This is a genomic window from Myxococcales bacterium, from assembly GCA_012513515.1.
Taxonomy (GTDB): Bacteria; UBA10199; UBA10199; order 2-02-FULL-44-16; family JAAZCA01; genus JAAZCA01.
Window position 1 is genome coordinate 77,317 of sequence record JAAZCA010000029.1, and the last position, 16,198, is coordinate 93,514.

Annotated in this window: 31 protein-coding genes; all 31 read right to left on the reverse strand. The window is 51.4% G+C overall.

The features are described 5' to 3' along the window. Positions 1–13 precede the first annotated feature (13 nt). The 31 genes from GX659_05795 to tuf all read right to left on the reverse strand — a co-directional run bounded on the left by GX659_05795 (position 14) and on the right by tuf (position 16,180). Positions 14–1,024 carry a DNA-directed RNA polymerase subunit alpha gene (locus tag GX659_05795; GenBank protein NLD28302.1) on the reverse strand — a complete coding sequence of 337 codons (1,011 nt, stop codon included), beginning with the start codon at positions 1,022–1,024 and terminating at the stop codon, positions 14–16. 69 nt (positions 1,025–1,093) lie between these two features. Next, positions 1,094–1,723, reverse strand: coding sequence for a 30S ribosomal protein S4 (gene rpsD / locus GX659_05800; GenBank protein NLD28303.1), 630 nt, complete (start codon positions 1,721–1,723; stop codon positions 1,094–1,096). A 41-nt stretch (positions 1,724–1,764) separates the two neighbouring features. After that, positions 1,765–2,166, reverse strand: a complete 402-nt coding sequence (rpsK, locus tag GX659_05805) for a 30S ribosomal protein S11 (GenBank protein ID NLD28304.1) — start codon at positions 2,164–2,166, stop codon at positions 1,765–1,767. Between the two features lie 29 nt (positions 2,167–2,195). Next, a complete protein-coding gene (gene rpsM, locus GX659_05810) occupies positions 2,196–2,579 on the reverse strand; it encodes a 30S ribosomal protein S13 (GenBank protein NLD28305.1) in 384 nt (127 codons plus the stop codon). A gap of 23 nt (positions 2,580–2,602) precedes the next feature. Further along, a complete protein-coding gene (gene rpmJ, locus GX659_05815; protein NLD28306.1) occupies positions 2,603–2,716 on the reverse strand; it encodes a 50S ribosomal protein L36 in 114 nt (37 codons plus the stop codon). Between the two features lie 18 nt (positions 2,717–2,734). Continuing rightward, the gene (gene infA / locus GX659_05820; GenBank protein ID NLD28307.1) at positions 2,735–2,953 is read right to left on the reverse strand and encodes a translation initiation factor IF-1; all 219 of its coding nucleotides are present in this window, start codon (positions 2,951–2,953) and stop codon (positions 2,735–2,737) included. Positions 2,954–2,956: 3 nt separating this feature from the next. After that, positions 2,957–3,703, reverse strand: coding sequence for a type I methionyl aminopeptidase (gene map / locus GX659_05825; protein NLD28308.1), 747 nt, complete (start codon positions 3,701–3,703; stop codon positions 2,957–2,959). Continuing rightward, positions 3,700–4,365 (reverse strand): adenylate kinase, encoded by a 666-nt coding sequence (locus GX659_05830; protein NLD28309.1) that lies wholly within the window; start codon positions 4,363–4,365, stop codon positions 3,700–3,702. The genes map and GX659_05830 overlap by 4 nt, the downstream gene beginning before the upstream one ends. 14 nt (positions 4,366–4,379) lie before the next feature. Further along, positions 4,380–5,687, reverse strand: coding sequence for a preprotein translocase subunit SecY (gene secY / locus GX659_05835; GenBank protein NLD28310.1), 1,308 nt, complete (start codon positions 5,685–5,687; stop codon positions 4,380–4,382). Continuing rightward, positions 5,680–6,129 (reverse strand): 50S ribosomal protein L15, encoded by a 450-nt coding sequence (gene rplO / locus GX659_05840; GenBank protein ID NLD28311.1) that lies wholly within the window; start codon positions 6,127–6,129, stop codon positions 5,680–5,682. The genes secY and rplO overlap by 8 nt, the downstream gene beginning before the upstream one ends. 28 nt (positions 6,130–6,157) lie before the next feature. Further along, positions 6,158–6,352, reverse strand: a complete 195-nt coding sequence (gene rpmD, locus GX659_05845) for a 50S ribosomal protein L30 (GenBank protein NLD28312.1) — start codon at positions 6,350–6,352, stop codon at positions 6,158–6,160. Continuing rightward, on the reverse strand, positions 6,330–6,830 hold the full coding sequence (rpsE, locus tag GX659_05850; protein NLD28313.1) for a 30S ribosomal protein S5: 501 nt from the start codon (positions 6,828–6,830) through the stop codon (positions 6,330–6,332). The genes rpmD and rpsE overlap by 23 nt, the downstream gene beginning before the upstream one ends. Position 6,831: 1 nt before the next feature. Next, entirely contained in the window at positions 6,832–7,182 is a 351-nt protein-coding gene (locus GX659_05855) for a 50S ribosomal protein L18 (GenBank protein ID NLD28314.1), read from the reverse strand. 2 nt (positions 7,183–7,184) lie between these two features. Then, positions 7,185–7,748 carry a 50S ribosomal protein L6 gene (gene rplF / locus GX659_05860; protein ID NLD28315.1) on the reverse strand — a complete coding sequence of 188 codons (564 nt, stop codon included), beginning with the start codon at positions 7,746–7,748 and terminating at the stop codon, positions 7,185–7,187. A 20-nt stretch (positions 7,749–7,768) separates the two neighbouring features. After that, on the reverse strand, positions 7,769–8,164 hold the full coding sequence (gene rpsH / locus GX659_05865; protein ID NLD28316.1) for a 30S ribosomal protein S8: 396 nt from the start codon (positions 8,162–8,164) through the stop codon (positions 7,769–7,771). 31 nt (positions 8,165–8,195) lie between these two features. After that, positions 8,196–8,381, reverse strand: coding sequence for a type Z 30S ribosomal protein S14 (locus GX659_05870; protein ID NLD28317.1), 186 nt, complete (start codon positions 8,379–8,381; stop codon positions 8,196–8,198). Between the two features lie 21 nt (positions 8,382–8,402). Further along, complete coding sequence (gene rplE, locus GX659_05875; protein NLD28318.1) at positions 8,403–9,056, reverse strand: 50S ribosomal protein L5; 654 nt, start codon at positions 9,054–9,056, stop codon at positions 8,403–8,405. A gap of 36 nt (positions 9,057–9,092) precedes the next feature. After that, a complete protein-coding gene (rplX, locus tag GX659_05880) occupies positions 9,093–9,407 on the reverse strand; it encodes a 50S ribosomal protein L24 (GenBank protein ID NLD28319.1) in 315 nt (104 codons plus the stop codon). Positions 9,408–9,438: 31 nt separating this feature from the next. Continuing rightward, positions 9,439–9,807 carry a 50S ribosomal protein L14 gene (rplN, locus tag GX659_05885; GenBank protein ID NLD28320.1) on the reverse strand — a complete coding sequence of 123 codons (369 nt, stop codon included), beginning with the start codon at positions 9,805–9,807 and terminating at the stop codon, positions 9,439–9,441. 27 nt (positions 9,808–9,834) lie between these two features. After that, a complete protein-coding gene (rpsQ, locus tag GX659_05890; GenBank protein NLD28321.1) occupies positions 9,835–10,086 on the reverse strand; it encodes a 30S ribosomal protein S17 in 252 nt (83 codons plus the stop codon). 2 nt (positions 10,087–10,088) lie between these two features. Next, positions 10,089–10,295 (reverse strand): 50S ribosomal protein L29, encoded by a 207-nt coding sequence (rpmC, locus tag GX659_05895; GenBank protein ID NLD28322.1) that lies wholly within the window; start codon positions 10,293–10,295, stop codon positions 10,089–10,091. Further along, positions 10,282–10,707, reverse strand: a complete 426-nt coding sequence (gene rplP, locus GX659_05900; protein ID NLD28323.1) for a 50S ribosomal protein L16 — start codon at positions 10,705–10,707, stop codon at positions 10,282–10,284. The genes rpmC and rplP overlap by 14 nt, the downstream gene beginning before the upstream one ends. Positions 10,708–10,724: 17 nt before the next feature. Next, complete coding sequence (gene rpsC, locus GX659_05905) at positions 10,725–11,393, reverse strand: 30S ribosomal protein S3 (protein ID NLD28324.1); 669 nt, start codon at positions 11,391–11,393, stop codon at positions 10,725–10,727. A 24-nt stretch (positions 11,394–11,417) separates the two neighbouring features. Further along, positions 11,418–11,744 carry a 50S ribosomal protein L22 gene (gene rplV / locus GX659_05910; protein NLD28325.1) on the reverse strand — a complete coding sequence of 109 codons (327 nt, stop codon included), beginning with the start codon at positions 11,742–11,744 and terminating at the stop codon, positions 11,418–11,420. Further along, positions 11,741–12,037: a 30S ribosomal protein S19 gene (gene rpsS / locus GX659_05915; protein ID NLD28326.1), complete on the reverse strand. Its 297-nt coding sequence runs from the start codon at positions 12,035–12,037 to the stop codon at positions 11,741–11,743. Before rpsS ends, rplV begins: the two co-directional genes overlap by 4 nt. Before the next feature lie 21 nt (positions 12,038–12,058). Further along, positions 12,059–12,883 (reverse strand): 50S ribosomal protein L2, encoded by an 825-nt coding sequence (gene rplB, locus GX659_05920; GenBank protein NLD28327.1) that lies wholly within the window; start codon positions 12,881–12,883, stop codon positions 12,059–12,061. A gap of 54 nt (positions 12,884–12,937) precedes the next feature. Beyond that, positions 12,938–13,225 (reverse strand): 50S ribosomal protein L23, encoded by a 288-nt coding sequence (locus GX659_05925; GenBank protein ID NLD28328.1) that lies wholly within the window; start codon positions 13,223–13,225, stop codon positions 12,938–12,940. After that, positions 13,222–13,842 carry a 50S ribosomal protein L4 gene (rplD, locus tag GX659_05930; GenBank protein ID NLD28329.1) on the reverse strand — a complete coding sequence of 207 codons (621 nt, stop codon included), beginning with the start codon at positions 13,840–13,842 and terminating at the stop codon, positions 13,222–13,224. The genes GX659_05925 and rplD overlap by 4 nt, the downstream gene beginning before the upstream one ends. A 44-nt stretch (positions 13,843–13,886) precedes the next feature. Continuing rightward, complete coding sequence (rplC, locus tag GX659_05935) at positions 13,887–14,630, reverse strand: 50S ribosomal protein L3 (GenBank protein NLD28330.1); 744 nt, start codon at positions 14,628–14,630, stop codon at positions 13,887–13,889. Between the two features lie 18 nt (positions 14,631–14,648). Further along, positions 14,649–14,975, reverse strand: coding sequence for a 30S ribosomal protein S10 (rpsJ, locus tag GX659_05940; protein NLD28331.1), 327 nt, complete (start codon positions 14,973–14,975; stop codon positions 14,649–14,651). Positions 14,976–14,989: 14 nt separating this feature from the next. Next, the gene (gene tuf, locus GX659_05945; protein NLD28332.1) at positions 14,990–16,180 is read right to left on the reverse strand and encodes an elongation factor Tu; all 1,191 of its coding nucleotides are present in this window, start codon (positions 16,178–16,180) and stop codon (positions 14,990–14,992) included. Between the last annotated feature and the right edge of the window lie 18 nt (positions 16,181–16,198).

The window sequence follows — 16,198 nt, forward strand, 5'->3', positions numbered from 1 at the left end:
CTCTCACTCCTCGCTATTCGATGTCCTTTGGACGAAATTTTTCGGCATCTTCGACATCAAAGCCATCTATCTGCATCCCGAGCGAAAGCCCCATGCTGCTCAGGATATCTTTGATCTCGTTTAGGGATTTACGTCCGAAGTTCTTTGTCTTTAACATCTCCTGTTCGCTCTTCTGACAGAGCTCACCTATGAATTTTATATTGGCGTTCTGCAGACAGTTGGCCGAACGTACAGAAAGTTCCAGCTCATCCACTCTTCTATAGAGATTCTCGTTGAGCTTCGGGCCATGCTCCTTTGCCGTATCTTCTTCCGGCTCCTGCAGTTCGCTGAAGTTGATAAAAATCTGCAACTGTTCTTTGAGTATCTTCGCAGCGAAAGCTAAGGCATCATCCGGCGTCACGGAGCCGTTAGTCCAGACCTCAAGAGTAAGTTTATCGTAATCCGTTCTCTGGCCCACGCGAGCATTGGTCACGTTGTAATTGCAGCGAACTATCGGCGAATGTATCGAATCGACAGGTATCGTGCCTATGGAAGCTTCCGGATCTTTGTTGAACTCGGCCGGAACGTACCCCTTCCCCATCCTGACGTTGAGCTCCGCCTTGAACTGCACGTCGGAGGCGATCGTGGCTATGTGTAAATCCGGGTTCAAAATTTCGATCTTTTCAGAGACTATGAGATCCTTGGCAGTGATCACACCATTGCCATGCGAGTCTATGCGGATCACATCGGTATCACCCTCGTTGAGCTTCAGTTTGAGATCCTTGATGTTGAGTATAACATCAGTCATATCTTCCTTGATCCCGGGGATGCTGGTGAACTCGTGAAGCACGCCGTCTATCTTGACGGAGGTCACTGCCGCACCCTGAAGCGAGGAAAGCAGGATTCTTCTGAGAGAGTTGCCTATCGTAATTCCAAAACCCCTTTCCAAGGGACTGGCAACGAACTTTCCATATGTCGGCGTGATTTTTTCACGGTCAACTTCCAGCGCCTTGGGACCTATCAACCTTCTCCAATTCCTATGCATCTAAAACCTCCTTAGCGCCTCCACTCCCCGTATATAGCGGGGCTCCACGGCGTCAGTTAAAGACGGTTGCTATTTCGAGTACAGTTCGACGATGAGCTGCTCCTGGATCGGAACGTTGAGCTGCTCCCTTGTCGGGTAGGCCATCACCTTGGCTTCGAATTTATCCTTTTCGAGCATGAGCCATTCCGGAACACCACGGCGTTCGACAGCTTCAAGCGACTCGATGATCGAAGGGATCTTCCTGCTCTTTTCGCGGACTGTGATGGTGTCGCCTTGACGAACCAGGTAGGAAGGTATGCTGACCTTTTTCCCGTTTACCGAAAAATGCCCGTGCATGACGAGCTGTCTGGCCTGCTCCCTCGAGTTGGCAAAGCCCATTCTGTAGACCATATTGTCCAAACGTCGTTCAAGTATCAGGAGGAGGTTGTCGCCAGTGACGCCCTTCATCCTGTCAGCAATCTCGAAATATTTGTGGAACTGGCGCTCAAGCACCCCGTACATCAGCTTGGCGCGCTGTTTTTCGCGCAGCTGAAGACCGTAGTCGGAATGTTTCTTACGCCTCGACTGGCCGTGTTGGCCGGGGCTGTAAGGCCTGCGTTCGAAAGCACACCTGTCAGCGTAACAACGATCGCCCTTGAGAAAGAGCTTTATCCCTTCCCTGCGGCACTGACGACATGATGGTTCAGAATTCCTTGCCATGCTTCCTCCAGTATATTCTTATCTTCGGCTTCTCTTAAAAGTTAGACTCTTCTCTTTTTGGGCGGCCTGCATCCATTGTGTGGAATCGGGGTCGTATCTCTCATGCTGACGACGCGCACGCCAGTCTTCTGAAGGATGCGAAGCGCGGATTCGCGGCCAGAGCCGGGGCCTTGCACTATCACGTAGGCGGAGCGCAAACCTTGGTCATAAGCTTTTTTAACAGCATCCTCACAGGCCAGCTGTGCAGCAAAAGGGGTGTTCTTCCTCGAGCCCTTGAATCCGCACACTCCAGCGGACGACCAAGAGACAACGTTGCCGGACATATCCGTGACCGTTATGAGCGTGTTATTAAAGGTTGACCTGATATGCACCAGACCAACAGGAACATTCTTCCTCACCTTCTTCTTGATCTTCTTGGTCGCTACTTTCTTTACCTCAGCCATTCAATCCTCCTAAAAGGTCGTTAGTGCCGTTACTTAGCTACAACCTGTTTCTTGCCGGCGATGGCGATACGCTTTCTACCCTTCACCGTTCGTGCATTTGTATGAGTACGCTGCCCTCTGCAGGGAAGCTTCCTGATGTGCCTCTGACCGCGATATGTGCTCAGATCTTTGAGGCGCTTGATGTTGCTCTGAACTTCGCGCCTCAGATCGCCTTCGACCTTGAACCCGGCGTCGATCACAGACCTGATCTTAGCCAGCTGCTCTTCTGAAAGATCGTCCGCGCGGACGCTCTCATCGATACCGGCTGTTTCGAGTATCTTCTTTGAGGTCGTGAGCCCAACTCCATATACATAGGTCAGAGCTATTACGATCCTCTTCTTCCCTGGAACATCAACACCTGAAATACGTGGCATACGTGAACTCCCTTAAGTAAAGGTTATCCCTGTTTCTGTTTATGTTTTGGATTAGAACAAATCACCCTCACAGTCCCCTTGCGGCGGATGATCTTGCACTTGTTACATATTTTTCTCACTGATGACCGCACCTTCATGATAACCTCCGAAATTTCTTATTTCGCCCTGTAAATTATCCTGCCCCTGGTCAAGTCGTATGGAGAAAGCTCTATGGTCACTTTATCTCCGGGGAGGATTTTTATGAAGTGCATCCTCATCTTTCCGGAAACATGCGCAAGAACCTTGTGTCCATTATCAAGCTCGACCTTGAACATCGCGTTTGGCAATGTCTCGAGCACCTTACCTTCAACCTGTATCGCATCCTGTTTAGCCATAGTCTATATCACACTCAAAATTTCCGGACCGTTTTCCATTATCGCAACAACATGCTCAAAATGCGCAGAAAGCTTTCTATCCTTTGTAACCACCGTCCAGCCATCACGCAGGACCTCGACTTCGTGCGTGCCGACGTTGAGCATGGGTTCCAGCGCAATCACCAACCCCCTCTTCAGCTTCAACCCGGTTCCAGGTTCCCCAAAATTAGGAACCTGGGGATCCTCGTGGAGAGAGCGCCCTATTCCGTGTCCGACGTAATCCCTCACCACTGAAAAACCGTTCTCGGAAGCGACATTCTCGATCACGGAAGATATATCGTGAAGCCTGTTGCCATCCTTTGCCTGTTCGATCCCCCTTAAAAGAGATTTCTCTCCGGCATCGAGGAGTTTTTTAGCTTCAGGAGAAACCTTACCAACCGGAAAGGTCCATGCATGATCGCCAAAAAAACCGTCGAGTATGACGCCGCAGTCGATGCTGACTATATCGCCATCTTCCAGCCTCCGCGCGCCTGGGATGCCGTGCACCACCTGTTCGTTCACTGAAACGCACAGGGCGTGATGATATCCCGGCACCGTAGGAAAGGCGGCCTTTGCACCGCGCTTCTTTATACCTGAGACCGCAATAGCTTCAAGATCCCCAGTGGTGATGCCCGGGGCAATAGCCTCGGAAAGTTCGATCAGCACCTCGGCAACTACCCGATTGGAGCGTCTCAAACTCTCAACCTCATCTCGGGACTTTAGCACGATCATGATCCTGAAACCGCCATCCTTTTATCAATCAAAGAGCAAATATTGTTAAAAATTTCATCTATCGATCCGGTTCCCGGAATCGAAAACAACAATCCGCGTTTCTCGTAATAGCCGAGGAGCGGCGCCGTCTTCTCATTGTAAACCAAAAGCCTGTCGCGAATTGTCTTCTCGTTATCGTCACTGCGCTGATACAACTCGCCGCCGCACTGGTCGCATACGCCATCTTTTGCAGGCTTCTTGAATTCAACATGATAGCCCATTCCGCAACTCTTGCATTGACGCCGACCGGAAATTCTAGCCACGACATCATCATCCGGAAGATCCATATTTATAGCGGCCAGAAGGCTGATTCCTTTTTCTTCAAAGAGCTCGTCGAGCGACTCGGCCTGTCCTATCGTTCTGGGATAGCCATCCAATATACACCCTCTCGAACAATCTTCGGACCCAAGCCTGTCGCGCATTATAGATATCAAAATTTCATCTGAAACCAGTTCGCCTCGATCCAGCTTCTCCTTGGCACGAACTCCTACGGGAGTAGCATCGCGAACCGCCTGCCTCAACATATCACCGGTGGAAAGCTGGGGAATGCCGTATTTCTTTTCCAGCATCTTGCCCTGAGTCCCCTTCCCGCATCCGGGCGGGCCCATCAAAATTATTCTGATAGCCCCGGAAATCGTCATGCTCTCCTGCCCCTGAAACGACCGCCCGCCTTTGCCCCGAGAAAACCCTCGTAATGCCTCGTCAGGAGGTGTGATTCAATCTGCGCCAGCGTATCCATCCCGACGCCAACCACAATCAACATCGAAGTTCCTCCGAAGGTATATGCTAGGGAGGAAGGAATTCCGAAACGGCTTATCAAAAGCTGTGGCAATACGCATATAGCGGCGATGTAAATAGCACCACCCAGCGTAATTTTAGTCAAAACCTTATCTATGTAGTCGGAGGTGTTCTTCCCGGGACGAATTCCTGGAATAAACCCTCCATACTTTTTCATATTCTCTGCGACGTCCATCGGATTGAAAGTCACCGCCGTATAGAAATAGGCAAAGAATATGATCAGCCCGGCATATATGGTAGTGTAAACCCAGCCACGCGAAAGCATCGCTGCGATATACTGCATGGTTCCCTGAGGCATAAACTGAGCAATCGTCGCAGGAAACATTATTATAGATGAGGCGAAAATCGCAGGAATGACGCCTGCTGTATTTACTTTCAGCGGAAGATGCGAGGACTGCCCGCCATACATCTTGTTGCCCACGACCCTCTTTGCGTACTGAACGGGGATTCTCCTCTGCGACCTCTCCACGTATATGATAAGACCGATCACCAGCAATATGAACGCAAGGAGGAGAATGAAGCCGAAAAACCCGGCGTATTGTTCCTTCATCGCCCAAGCATCCCTCAGTCCGACCGGTATCCTCGTGACTATTCCTGCAAAAATAATCAGCGAGATGCCATTCCCTATCCCGCGTTCGGTAATCATCTCTCCAAGCCACATCAAAAAGCACGTGCCAGCTGTAAGGGTGACCATGGTGGTGACGTAGAACTGAAGATGCGATACGCCGGGAAGTACGGCTCCCTGCTGCATAAGACCGAAGCTGATGCCGAAGCCCTGTATGAGGGAGAGGAGAACAGTCCCATACCTCGTATACTGCGTTATTTTTTTTCTTCCTGACTCACCCTCTTTGGAGAGCCTCTCCACCGCAGGAATCGCAACCGTAAGAAGCTGAAGGATAATAGAGGCGCTTATGTAAGGCATGATACCCAGAGCGAATACGGAAAACTGGGCAAGCGCACCGCCGGAGAACAGGTTGAATATTTCAAAGACCGTACCCTGCGAAACGATTTTTCGCACGGCTTCCGCGCTGATACCAGGGGTCGGTACGAAAATACCTATCCTGTATATCGCCAACATCGCTATCGTAAATACTATGCGCTTTCTGAGCTCAGGTATTTTTGCAATATTGGCAATTCCTTCAGACACGTATCACCTCCACCTTTCCGCCGACAGCTTCGATCTTCTGTCTGGCAGATTCGGTTATGGCGGCAACCTTCACAGTGATGGCATTTTTGAGCTCGCCGTTGCCAAGGACTTTCACCCCATCGCAAATCTTGTCAATCAGCCCGTTGGAGAGAAGGTAATTGGCATCTATATCTACGCCGGAAGGAATCGTCGCAAGCTTGGCTATGTTCACCACCGCATATTCCTTGGCAAATATATTGGTAAAACCGCGCTTGGGTAGCCTTCTCTGAAGCGGCATCTGTCCGCCTTCAAAGCCGACCTTGTGATAACCACCCGACCTGGCCTTTTGACCCTTGTGTCCACGGCAAGAGGTGCCGCCGTAACCGGAAGAATCGCCGCGACCACGGCGCTTGTTTTTTCTGGAAGCCCTGCCGCTCGGTAAGCCTATTTTATTGAGTTTCATCTCTTATCTCCTGAAGCCAAAATTGCTCTTAGGCATTTACGTCCGTCTCGAGGATCTTGACCATGTAGCAGACCTCTTTCACCATTCCTCGGGTCTGAGGAGTGTCCACTATGAGACGCTCCTGATAAAGCCTCCTGAAGCCCAACCCGCGAACGGTGTCGCGATGTTTTGGAATCTGGCCGGCCGGACTCTTCACCAATTTAATTTTCATCATTTTTTGCATCGCTATACCTCATCCTGATTTTCTCTTCCGGTGATATCAACTGCGTCAAACCATTGATCGCCGCCTTGACTACGTTGTGCGGATTATTTGTGCCAAGGCACTTGGTTAGGATGTTGTTAATGCCCACTGCTTCAATCACCGCCCTGACCGGTCCGCCGGCTATAACTCCGGTACCTAAAGAGGCCGGTTTCATGATGACCTTGCCAGCCCCGTAGCGACCGAAGACTTCATGCGGGATGGTACCGTTGACTATGGATACCGATATCATCTCGCGCCTGGCCCTTTCGGTTGCCTTCTTTATCGCAGCAGGAACTTCTCTCGCCTTTCCAACGGAAAAACCGACTTTGCCATTTCCGTCTCCGACGACGACCAGAGCAGAAAAGCTGAACCGCTTTCCGCCTTTGACCACCTTCGCGACGCGGCTTATGTGAACGACTTTTTCCAGCAGATCAGATTTTGCGGAAGTATATTTTTCCATATCAGAACTTGAGTCCTTTCTGCCTTGCACCTTCGGCGAGGGCTTTCACCCTTCCATGATAGCGATAACCGCCGCGATCGAACACGACAGCCTCGATCCCTTTCTGCTTCGCCCTTTCGGCAATCATCTCTCCGATGCCCTTGGCCGAAGTACAGTTGCCGGTACCTTTCGGAGCGTTCTTCTGATAGGTGGAAGCGCTGACGAGCGTGGTGCCGCTGTCGTCGTCTATGAGTTGAGCGCTGATATGCTTCGCGCTGCGAAACACGCTCAAACGCGGTTTCTCCGCCGTACCATGAATTTTTTTCCTGATGCGATTGCGTCTGCGATCGCGCCCAACCAATTCCATAGCCATTATCAGCCTCCCGTCGAACCGGCCGCTGCCTTGCCGACTTTATGTTTCACGATTTCATCAGCGTACCTGATCCCCTTGCCCTTGTAAGGCTCTGGGGGTCTCACTCTTCTGACGCTGGCGGCAACTTCGCCAACCAGACGTTTATCTATACCGGTGACCACGACCCTGGTCTGTTTTTCCACCACGACCTGAATCCCGTCGGGGATATGAAAGTCGACCGGATTGGAATGGCCGACGTTTAAAACGAGCGACTTTCCTTTCACCTCGGCTTTGTAGCCAACGCCGACGATATCCAGCTTCTGGGTATAACCTTCCAGGACGCCCAATGCCATATTCTGGATCAGGGCCCTGACAAGCCCCTGCTGTGTCCTGCCGAGCCTCGTCTCCTCGCGCCTGGTGACAACCACTGAATCACCCTCTACGGCCACGTTGATACCAGGATATCTCTTCTGGCTGATGGGAAGTTTCAGCTCCCCCTTAGGCCCTTTTACAGAGATAACGCCGCTGTCGATTTTAGCAGTTACGCCCTTGTTAAGAAGAACAGGTCTTTTTCCTATACGAGACATAAGCACACTCCCATTCGATATCACCAAACAGAGCAGATAACTTCGCCACCAAGCCCCATCCTCTTCGCATCCACATCCTTCATGATACCTTTGGATGTCGATATGATGGAGACGCCCATCCCCTGCCGGCTTGCTCCGATCTCTTTGTTTTTGAGATATACGCGTCTGCCCAACTTGCTCACCCTCTGAAGGCTTGAGAAGGTAGGGCTGCCGTCATCCCTGTATTTGAGATCGATGGCCAAGGCTTTCTCCTTGCCTGTGCCTACGACCTCGACACCGGAGAGGAAGCCTTCGGAAACTATTATCCTGGCAATCGACTCCTTGGCCTTTGAATAAGGAACAACGACCTTCTCGTGGCCGGCATTCGCGGCATTCCGTACTCTCGTCAGTAAATCTGCAATCGAATCGTTAAACATCTGTTCACCTCATTATAGATAGCTAGCTAACTTACCAGCTGGACTTTATGATGCCAGGGAGTTCGCCGTTTAGGGCCCTCTTCCTGAAGCAGATTCTACACATGTCAAACCTGCGCATATAGGCCCTGGGTCTTCCGCATATCGGACAGCGATTATAGGAACGAACGCCGAACCTCTGTTTTCTCCGTGATTTCACCATGATCGAAGTCTTAGCCATAATTTCCCTCTCGTTCCGTTATTAGTTCCTGAAGGGCATGCCCATCAGCGTCAAAAGCTCTTTTGCCTCTTCATCCGTCTTGGCCGTCGTCACAAAAGTTATGTTCATACCGTTGATTTTCTGAACCTTGTCGAAATCGATTTCCGGAAAAATCGTCTGCTCAGTGAGGCCCAGCGTGTAGTTACCACGCCCGTCGAAGGATTTGTTGGAAACGCCCTTAAAATCCCTCACCCTCGGCAATGCGACGTTCACAAGGCGGCTTACGAATTCGTACATATAAGCGCCGCGCAAAGTCACTCGCGCACCGACGGACTGACCCTGACGAAGTTTGAAGTTCGATATCGACTTTTTCGCCTTTGTGATGACAGGGCGCTGACCGGTTATGGACGCAATCTCATTGGCTGCCGTCTGTAAAATTTTCACATCCTGAAGGGCCTCCCTCATGGAGGTGTTGATGACGATCTTCTCAAGGCGAGGAACCTGCATCCTGTTCTTGTAGCCGAACTTTTCAATCAGCTTCGGAACGACCTCTCCCTGATATGTTTTTGCAAGCACGGACTGAAGTTTCGGCTTCTTCTCCCCCTTGCCACCCTTCTTGTCCTCTCTCTTGCCCTCGGCGCCCTTGCCTTGTCCTTCAGGTTTCGCCTTCGCCTTTTTTTCTTTTACCTCAGCCACGTTCGGCCTCCTCGAATATCTTATATCGTTTAATTCTTACTTCGCGCCTATTTCAGCGCCGGACCTTCTGGAGATCCTGACCTTCTCGCCCTTGACTATCTTGACGCCCAGCCTGGTGTGTTTAGCGCTCTTCTCATCATAATACATCACGTTTGACGCGTGTATGGCGGCCTCTTTCTCCACTATTCCGCCCTGCTTGAACTGCTGGTTGGGTTTTTGATGTCTCTTCACAAAATTGGTTTTCTCAACCCAGACGAGATTTTTGCCCTGATCGACTCTCAATATCTTGCCGATCTTTCCCTTCTCTTTGCCAGCCATCACCTTTACGGTATCGCCTTTTTTGATTCTCATAGTAACAAACCCCGTTTAATTTGCCCGCGTCTTATAGGACCTCTGGCGCGAGTGATATTATCTTCATGAATTTCTTGCTTCTGAGCTCTCTGGCCACCGGCCCGAAAATACGAGTACCGAGAGGCTCGCTGGCTTCGCTGATTATCACCGCCGAATTATCGTCGAATGATATGGTTGAGCCGTCGGCGCGCTTCACCGGTTTTTTTGTTCGAACTATGACCGCCTTTTTTACATCGCCCTTTTTAACCTTGGCCTTGGGCATGGCCTCCTTAACGGAGACGACTATGATATCGCCTATCGTCGCATAGCGCCTGCGCGAACCTCCAAGGACCTTTATGCAGCGCAAAAGCTTTGCACCCGAATTATCCGCAACCTGCAGTTCCGTCATGTGTTGAATCATAACAAGCTCCCGCTTTTAATTTCTTATTTACTGGACGCCCTTTTCAAGGATCGTCTCGACGCACCATCTTTTCATCTTCGACAAGGGGCTGCATTCGCGTATCATCACGACATCGCCCTTAGAACACTCATTCTTTTCGTCATGAGCCATGAATTTCTTCTTTCGCCTGATGTACTTTTTGAAGAGCGGCTCCATGAAAACCCTCTCGACCATGACGGTCACGCTCTTGTCCATGGCATCGCTGACGACGACCCCGACCTTTGTTTTGCCTTTTCTCATAACTAGCGAGTCTCCTTCCCGGCGGCCATCTTCTGATTCAGGATGGTATTGACCCTGGCCAGATCCCTGCGGACCTTCTTTATGTTAGCAGTCTGTTTGAGCTGCCCAGAGTTCTTGCGGAAGCGAAGGCGGAAAATTTCCTCCTCCATCTCCCCACGCATCTTGGTGAGCTCATCCACCGATTTTTCTCTAACCTCATTTGGCTTCACGGTATTCCTCCCGAATCACTATCTTCGTTCTAAGCGGAAGCTTATGGGATGCGAGCCTTAAGGACTCTATCGCGAGGTCCTTCGGAACTCCCTGCATCTCGTAGAGCATCCTGCCGCGCTTGACCGCGACCACCCATTCTTCCGGGTTTCCCTTTCCCTTTCCCATCCTGACTTCGGCGGGCTTTTTGCTGATCGGCTTGTCTGGGAAAATTCTCACCCAAAGCTTGCCGCCTCTTTTTGCAGCCCTGCTCATGGCCATACGGGCCGCTTCGATCTGGCGAGCGGTGATCCTGCCATGCGTTAAAGCCTGGAGACCGAAGTCGCCGAAGGAGAGATTGCAGCCCCTGCGGGCAACGCCCCTGATGCGGCCTTTCTGTTGTTTCCTGAATTTAGTCTTGCTTGGTTGAAGCATAACCGAACTCCGATGATTTATTGTTCAATATTAGCCTTGGAAAAACTCTGTCCTTTTTCACCAAGTATCTCGCCCTTGTATACCCAGCTCTTCACGCCGATAATTCCGTAGGTAGTGCGCGCTTCTGCAAAACCGTATTCGATGTCGGCGCGCAGCGTATGCAGCGGAACGCGGCCTTCGCGGTACCATTCGCTTCTGGCAAGCTCTGCACCGCCAAGACGTCCGGAGCAGTGGATCTTGATCCCGAGAGCCCCCAGCTTGAGCGCCGACTGAACGGCCTTCTTCATAGCACGACGGAATGCCACCCTCCTCACAAGCTGCTGCGCCACATTCTCAGCGACTAGCTGCGCATCTATCTCGGCCTTTCTGACTTCCTTGATGTTGACCGTGATGTCATCCTTGATGCTCTTTTGGAGATCGAGGCGTATCGAATCAATGCCAGCTCCCTTCTTGCCTATGACAAGACCAGGGCGGGCGGTGAAGATATTGACCGTCACTTTGCCAGCTGCGCGTTCGATCTCGACCTTGGAAACACCGGTGTGTTCGAGGCGTTTCTTAATCTCGCTGCGGATCAGGGCATCTTCCCTGATCTGCCTCTGGTAAATCCCCTTAGGCGCGTACCACTTGGAAACCCAAGTTTTGGTCACTCCCAGCCTAAAGCCAATCGGATGTGTCTTCTGTCCCATATCAACTCCAAATCGGATTAGAAATTAACGTTCCTGTAAAGTCAGACTCACCTTGCTCGATCTCTTGAGTATCTTGGTAGCCATTCCGCGCGCCCTGGGCATCCAACGTTTCATCGTAGGACCGCCGTCGACGAGCAACTCTTTTATATAGAGGTTATCCAAATCAACTCCGCCCTTCTGATCGGCATTGGCCACAGCCGATTTGATCAGCTTTGCCAAGGGTTTCGCCGCTTCACGACTGGAGAACTTCAAAAAGTCCAAGGCCTTCTGAACATTCTTGCCGCGAACCTGGTCAGCCACGAAGCGCATCTTGCGCGGAGTTATTCGCACCATCTTTATTTTTGCCTTCATGCGGCACCTCCAGTCTCGGCCACCTTGGTTTTCTTATCGCCGGAGTGCCCTCTGAAAACTCTGGTCATTGCGAACTCACCGAGTTTGTGCCCGACCATATTTTCTGTCACAAAGACCGGTATGAATTTGCGACCATTGTGCACCGCGATGGTAAGCCCGACCATGTCCGGAATTATCGTGGAACGGCGGGACCAGGTCTTGATGAGCTGTTTGCTCCTCTCCTGCTGCGCTTTTTCAACCTTGCGCAGAAGGTGATCGTCAATGAATGGACCTTTTTTCAGCGAACGTGTCATACATCACCCTATAGTTAAGAGTTATTTCCTTCGATCTTTTATAATGAAGCGATCGGTACGCGAATTGTTGCGCGTCTTCATGCCCTTTGTGCACCAGCCCCACGGAGAGACCGGGTTTCTTCCGCCCTTGGTTTTGCCTTCGCCTCCGCCGTGCGGATGATCGACCGGGTTCATAGCTGTACCGCGAACATGCGGTCTGAAGCCCATTCGACGGACCCTGCCAGCTTTGCCGATCTGAATCTTCTCGTGATCGATGTTTCCGATCTGGCCGACGGTCGCAAAACAATCCTTATGGATCATCCTGACTTCTCCAGAAGGGAGTTTCACCTGGCAATACATTCCCTCCCTCGCCATCAATTGAGCCACAGCTCCTGCACTTCTTACTATCTTGCCGCCGGCTCCCGGCATGAGCTCTATATTGTGAATTTCGGTACCGAGCGGCATATTGCGAAGCGGCATTGCATTGCCCGGGGAAACTTCAACGGTCTCGCCAGAGATCACGCTCTGACCAACCGTCATCCCGATCGGAGAGAGTATGTAGCGCTTCTCGCCATCGGCATAGGAGAGCAGGGCTATTCTGGCTGAACGGTTAGGATCGTACTCGATCGCGATGACCTTAGCCGGAACGTCGCGTTTATCCCTTCTGAAATCTATGATGCGATATTTTTTCTTCGCACCGCCACCGCGATGGCGCATCGTAATTTTGCCACTGTTGTTGCGGCCGCCGGACTTCTTTATCGATACGACAAGAGACTTCTCCGGAACAGACTTGGTGACTTCGGCAAAATCCGAGACGGTCATGCCCCTGCGACCTGCTGTAATCGGTTTATATATCTTGTTAGCCATAATTAAACCTCGCTCATACCCAACATGGGCGGGTGATCAAACGTTGACGGTTTATCAGACACCTTCCGCAAAGCTTATCTGATTATTCTCGGCCAGCTTCACCACGGCTTTTTTCCAATCAGCGGCCTTGCCAACATTCTTCCCTACCCTCTTGTACTTTCCGGGGACCACCATGGTCTTTATTTCCACAACCTTGACCTTGAAGAGACCCTCGACAGCGTTTCTGATATCGTTTTTGGTTGCTCTTCTCTCTACGGCGAACACATACTGGTTAGCGGACTGCTGCGCCAGCGAGCTCTTTTCCGTAATCAGCGGCTTTTTGATGACGTCTGTTATCTTCACGGTTTAAGCACCTCCTGAACTTTCTCCAACGCCTGCTTCATTATGATTGCGTGATCGTAGCGCAAAAGGTCGTACACATTGATACCCTCTGCCCTGACCAGTTTAAGGTGCTTGATGTTCCTGACCGACTTCTCCAATTTCTCGTCCTTCGCATCGACTACGAGAAGGCAGCTCTCAACACCGAGAGTCTTTAGGAAAGCGACTACCGGCTTGGTCTTGATCTCCTTCACAGGAAACTCATCCAGAATTATGAGCCTGCCCTCGCCGCTTTTCGCGGAGAGCGCTGAGCGAAGCCCGGCCTTGCGAGCCTTTTTCGGGATCTCGTAACTGTAATCCCTGGGTTTCGGTCCGAACGCCTTGCCGCCGCCGACAAATATTCCGGCCTTCATAGAGCCATGACGAGCTCTGCCGGTTCCCTTCTGACGATACATCTTGGCGGTCGTGGCGTTAATCTCGCCGCGCGACTTGCAGAAGGAAGTCCCCCTGCGACGATTGGCGAGTTGCATCTTCACATTTTCGTAAAGAAGCGCCTCATTGATCTTCGTGGCAAAGATCTCGTCAGAGAGATCCACGCTGCCGACTTCCTTGTTCTCGACATTTATGACTTTCGCCTTCACAGTAAACTCCTTTTTAAAGCGGGGAGCCCGCATTCACTCCATCGTTATTTTTGTTCCTCTGTCGCAGCCTCTGTAGCCGGAACATCGGCTTTGGATTCTGCAACCGGCGCGAGATCCGCGGAAGAATTGCCGGCAGCTTTCTTGAGCTCCGGCCTCTCGCTGATACAGCCATTGGAAAGAACGATCTCGACCAACCCCTCCCTACAACCCGGGATAGCTCCCCTGATAAGTATGGCGTTTTCTTCCGGCAGTACAGCTGCGACCTGAAGATTTTTTATCGTTACTGCGGTATCGCCCATGTGGCCGGGAAGCCCAGTGTTCTTGAAAACCCTTCCAGGCCAGGTTCTCATGCCTATGGAACCGGGACGGCGGTGAAAAGTCGAACCATGGGCGGTTGGTCCGCCATGCTTCCCATGCCTCTTCATGACGCCCTGAAAACCGCGACCCTTAGAAAAACCGCTTACCGCAACCATGTCACCTACCCTGAAGCCAGAGACACAAAGTTCATCGCCCTGATTGAAGGCTGTCACATCGTCTATTCTAAACTCCTTCAGATGAGCGAACAAAGGCAAAGACTTCTTCTCGAAGTGGCCGCGCATCGGCTTGGTCATCCTGCTAGCCCTCTTTGAAGCGTAGCCTAGTTGAAGCGCATTGTAGCCATCTCTGTCGATGGTTTTTTTCTGAACCACGACACAGGGGCCAAGTTCCACGACCGTCACAGGGATGTAGGTGCCGTTCTGATCGAATATCTGCGTCATACCCTTCTTTTTTCCAATCAAACCTAGCATGGGAAACCTCTCGTTCTTTTATATCATTTTAATTTCGACATCGACGCCTGAGGAAAGTTCCAACTTCATCAGGGAATCCACCGTCTGCTGCGTGGGCTCAAGGATGTCGATAAGCCTCTTGTGCGTCCTTATCTCGAACTGCTCCTGCGAACGCTTGTCCACATGGGGGCTTCTCAGGACGCAATACTTCTCTATCTTCGTCGGAAGCGGAATAGGCCCGGCGATATGCGCGCCAGTCCTCTGGACCGTACCGACGATCTCATGCGCCGACTGGTCCAGCAGCTTGTGATCATAAGCCTTGAGCCTGATCCTGATTTTCTGTCCTTTGTCATATTGCGTGCTCATATATCTCCTCACGTCTATTCTATAATTTCGGTGACCACTCCGGCGCCGACTGTACGACCGCCCTCGCGCACCGCAAACCTGAGTTCCTTTTCAAGTGCAATAGGGGCTATCAACTCTACTTCAGCAGCCACGTTGTCTCCCGGCATCACCATCTCTATATTGTCCGGCAACTGTAAAACCCCTGTAACATCAGTCGTCCTGAAATAAAACTGAGGTCGATACCCTTTAAAAAACGGCGTGTGCCTCCCGCCCTCCTCTTTCGTCAGCACGTAGATCTCCGACTTGAACTTTCTGTGCGGCGCTATCGAAGCGGGCCTCGCAACCACCTGCCCTCTTTCTACATCCTCCCTCTTGGTGCCTCTAAGGAGAAGACCGACATTATCGCCCGCCTCACCTTCATCGAGAATCTTTTTAAACATCTCTACACCGGTAACGACCGTGCTTTGAGTTTCCCTTAGCCCTACTATCTGAACTTCCTCGCCGGCCTTAACAACTCCTCTTTCAATTCTTCCCGTGACCACTGTTCCGCGCCCTGAAATGCTGAAAACGTCCTCTATCGGCATCAGAAAAGGCTTTTCCACGGGGCGTTCCGGCTCGGGTATGTAGGAATCAATCGCGTCGATCAACTTCCGTATCGAACTGTATCCCACATCCGACGGGTCGCCTTCCATCGCTTTAAGGGCCGACCCTCTTACAACCGGTATTTCATCGCCAGGGAACTCGTAGCGGTTGAGAAGCTCTCTTATCTCAAGCTCTACCAGGTCCAACAGCTCAGGATCATCGACCAGATCCACCTTGTTCATGTATACTACAATCCTCGGTACTCCAACCTGCCTTGCGAGAAGTATGTGCTCTCGCGTCTGAGGCATCGGTCCATCGGCAGCGCTAACGACCAGGACCGCTCCGTCCATCTGCGCCGCGCCGGTTATCATGTTCTTCACATAATCAGCATGCCCGGGGCAATCTACGTGAGCATAGTGGCGATTCTCCGACTGATACTCAACGTGCGCCGTCGCTATCGTGATGCCACGATCCTTCTCTTCGGGCGCCTTATCTATCTTGTCAAAGGACGTCTCCTCCGCCAGCTTTTTCGTCGCCAAATACTTAGTTATAGCGCTCGTCAGCGAGGTCTTTCCATGGTCAACGTGCCCTATCGTTCCAACGTTGACGTGCGGCTTCGTCCTCTCAAACCTCGCTTTAGACATCGCCCCTCCGGCAAGGTC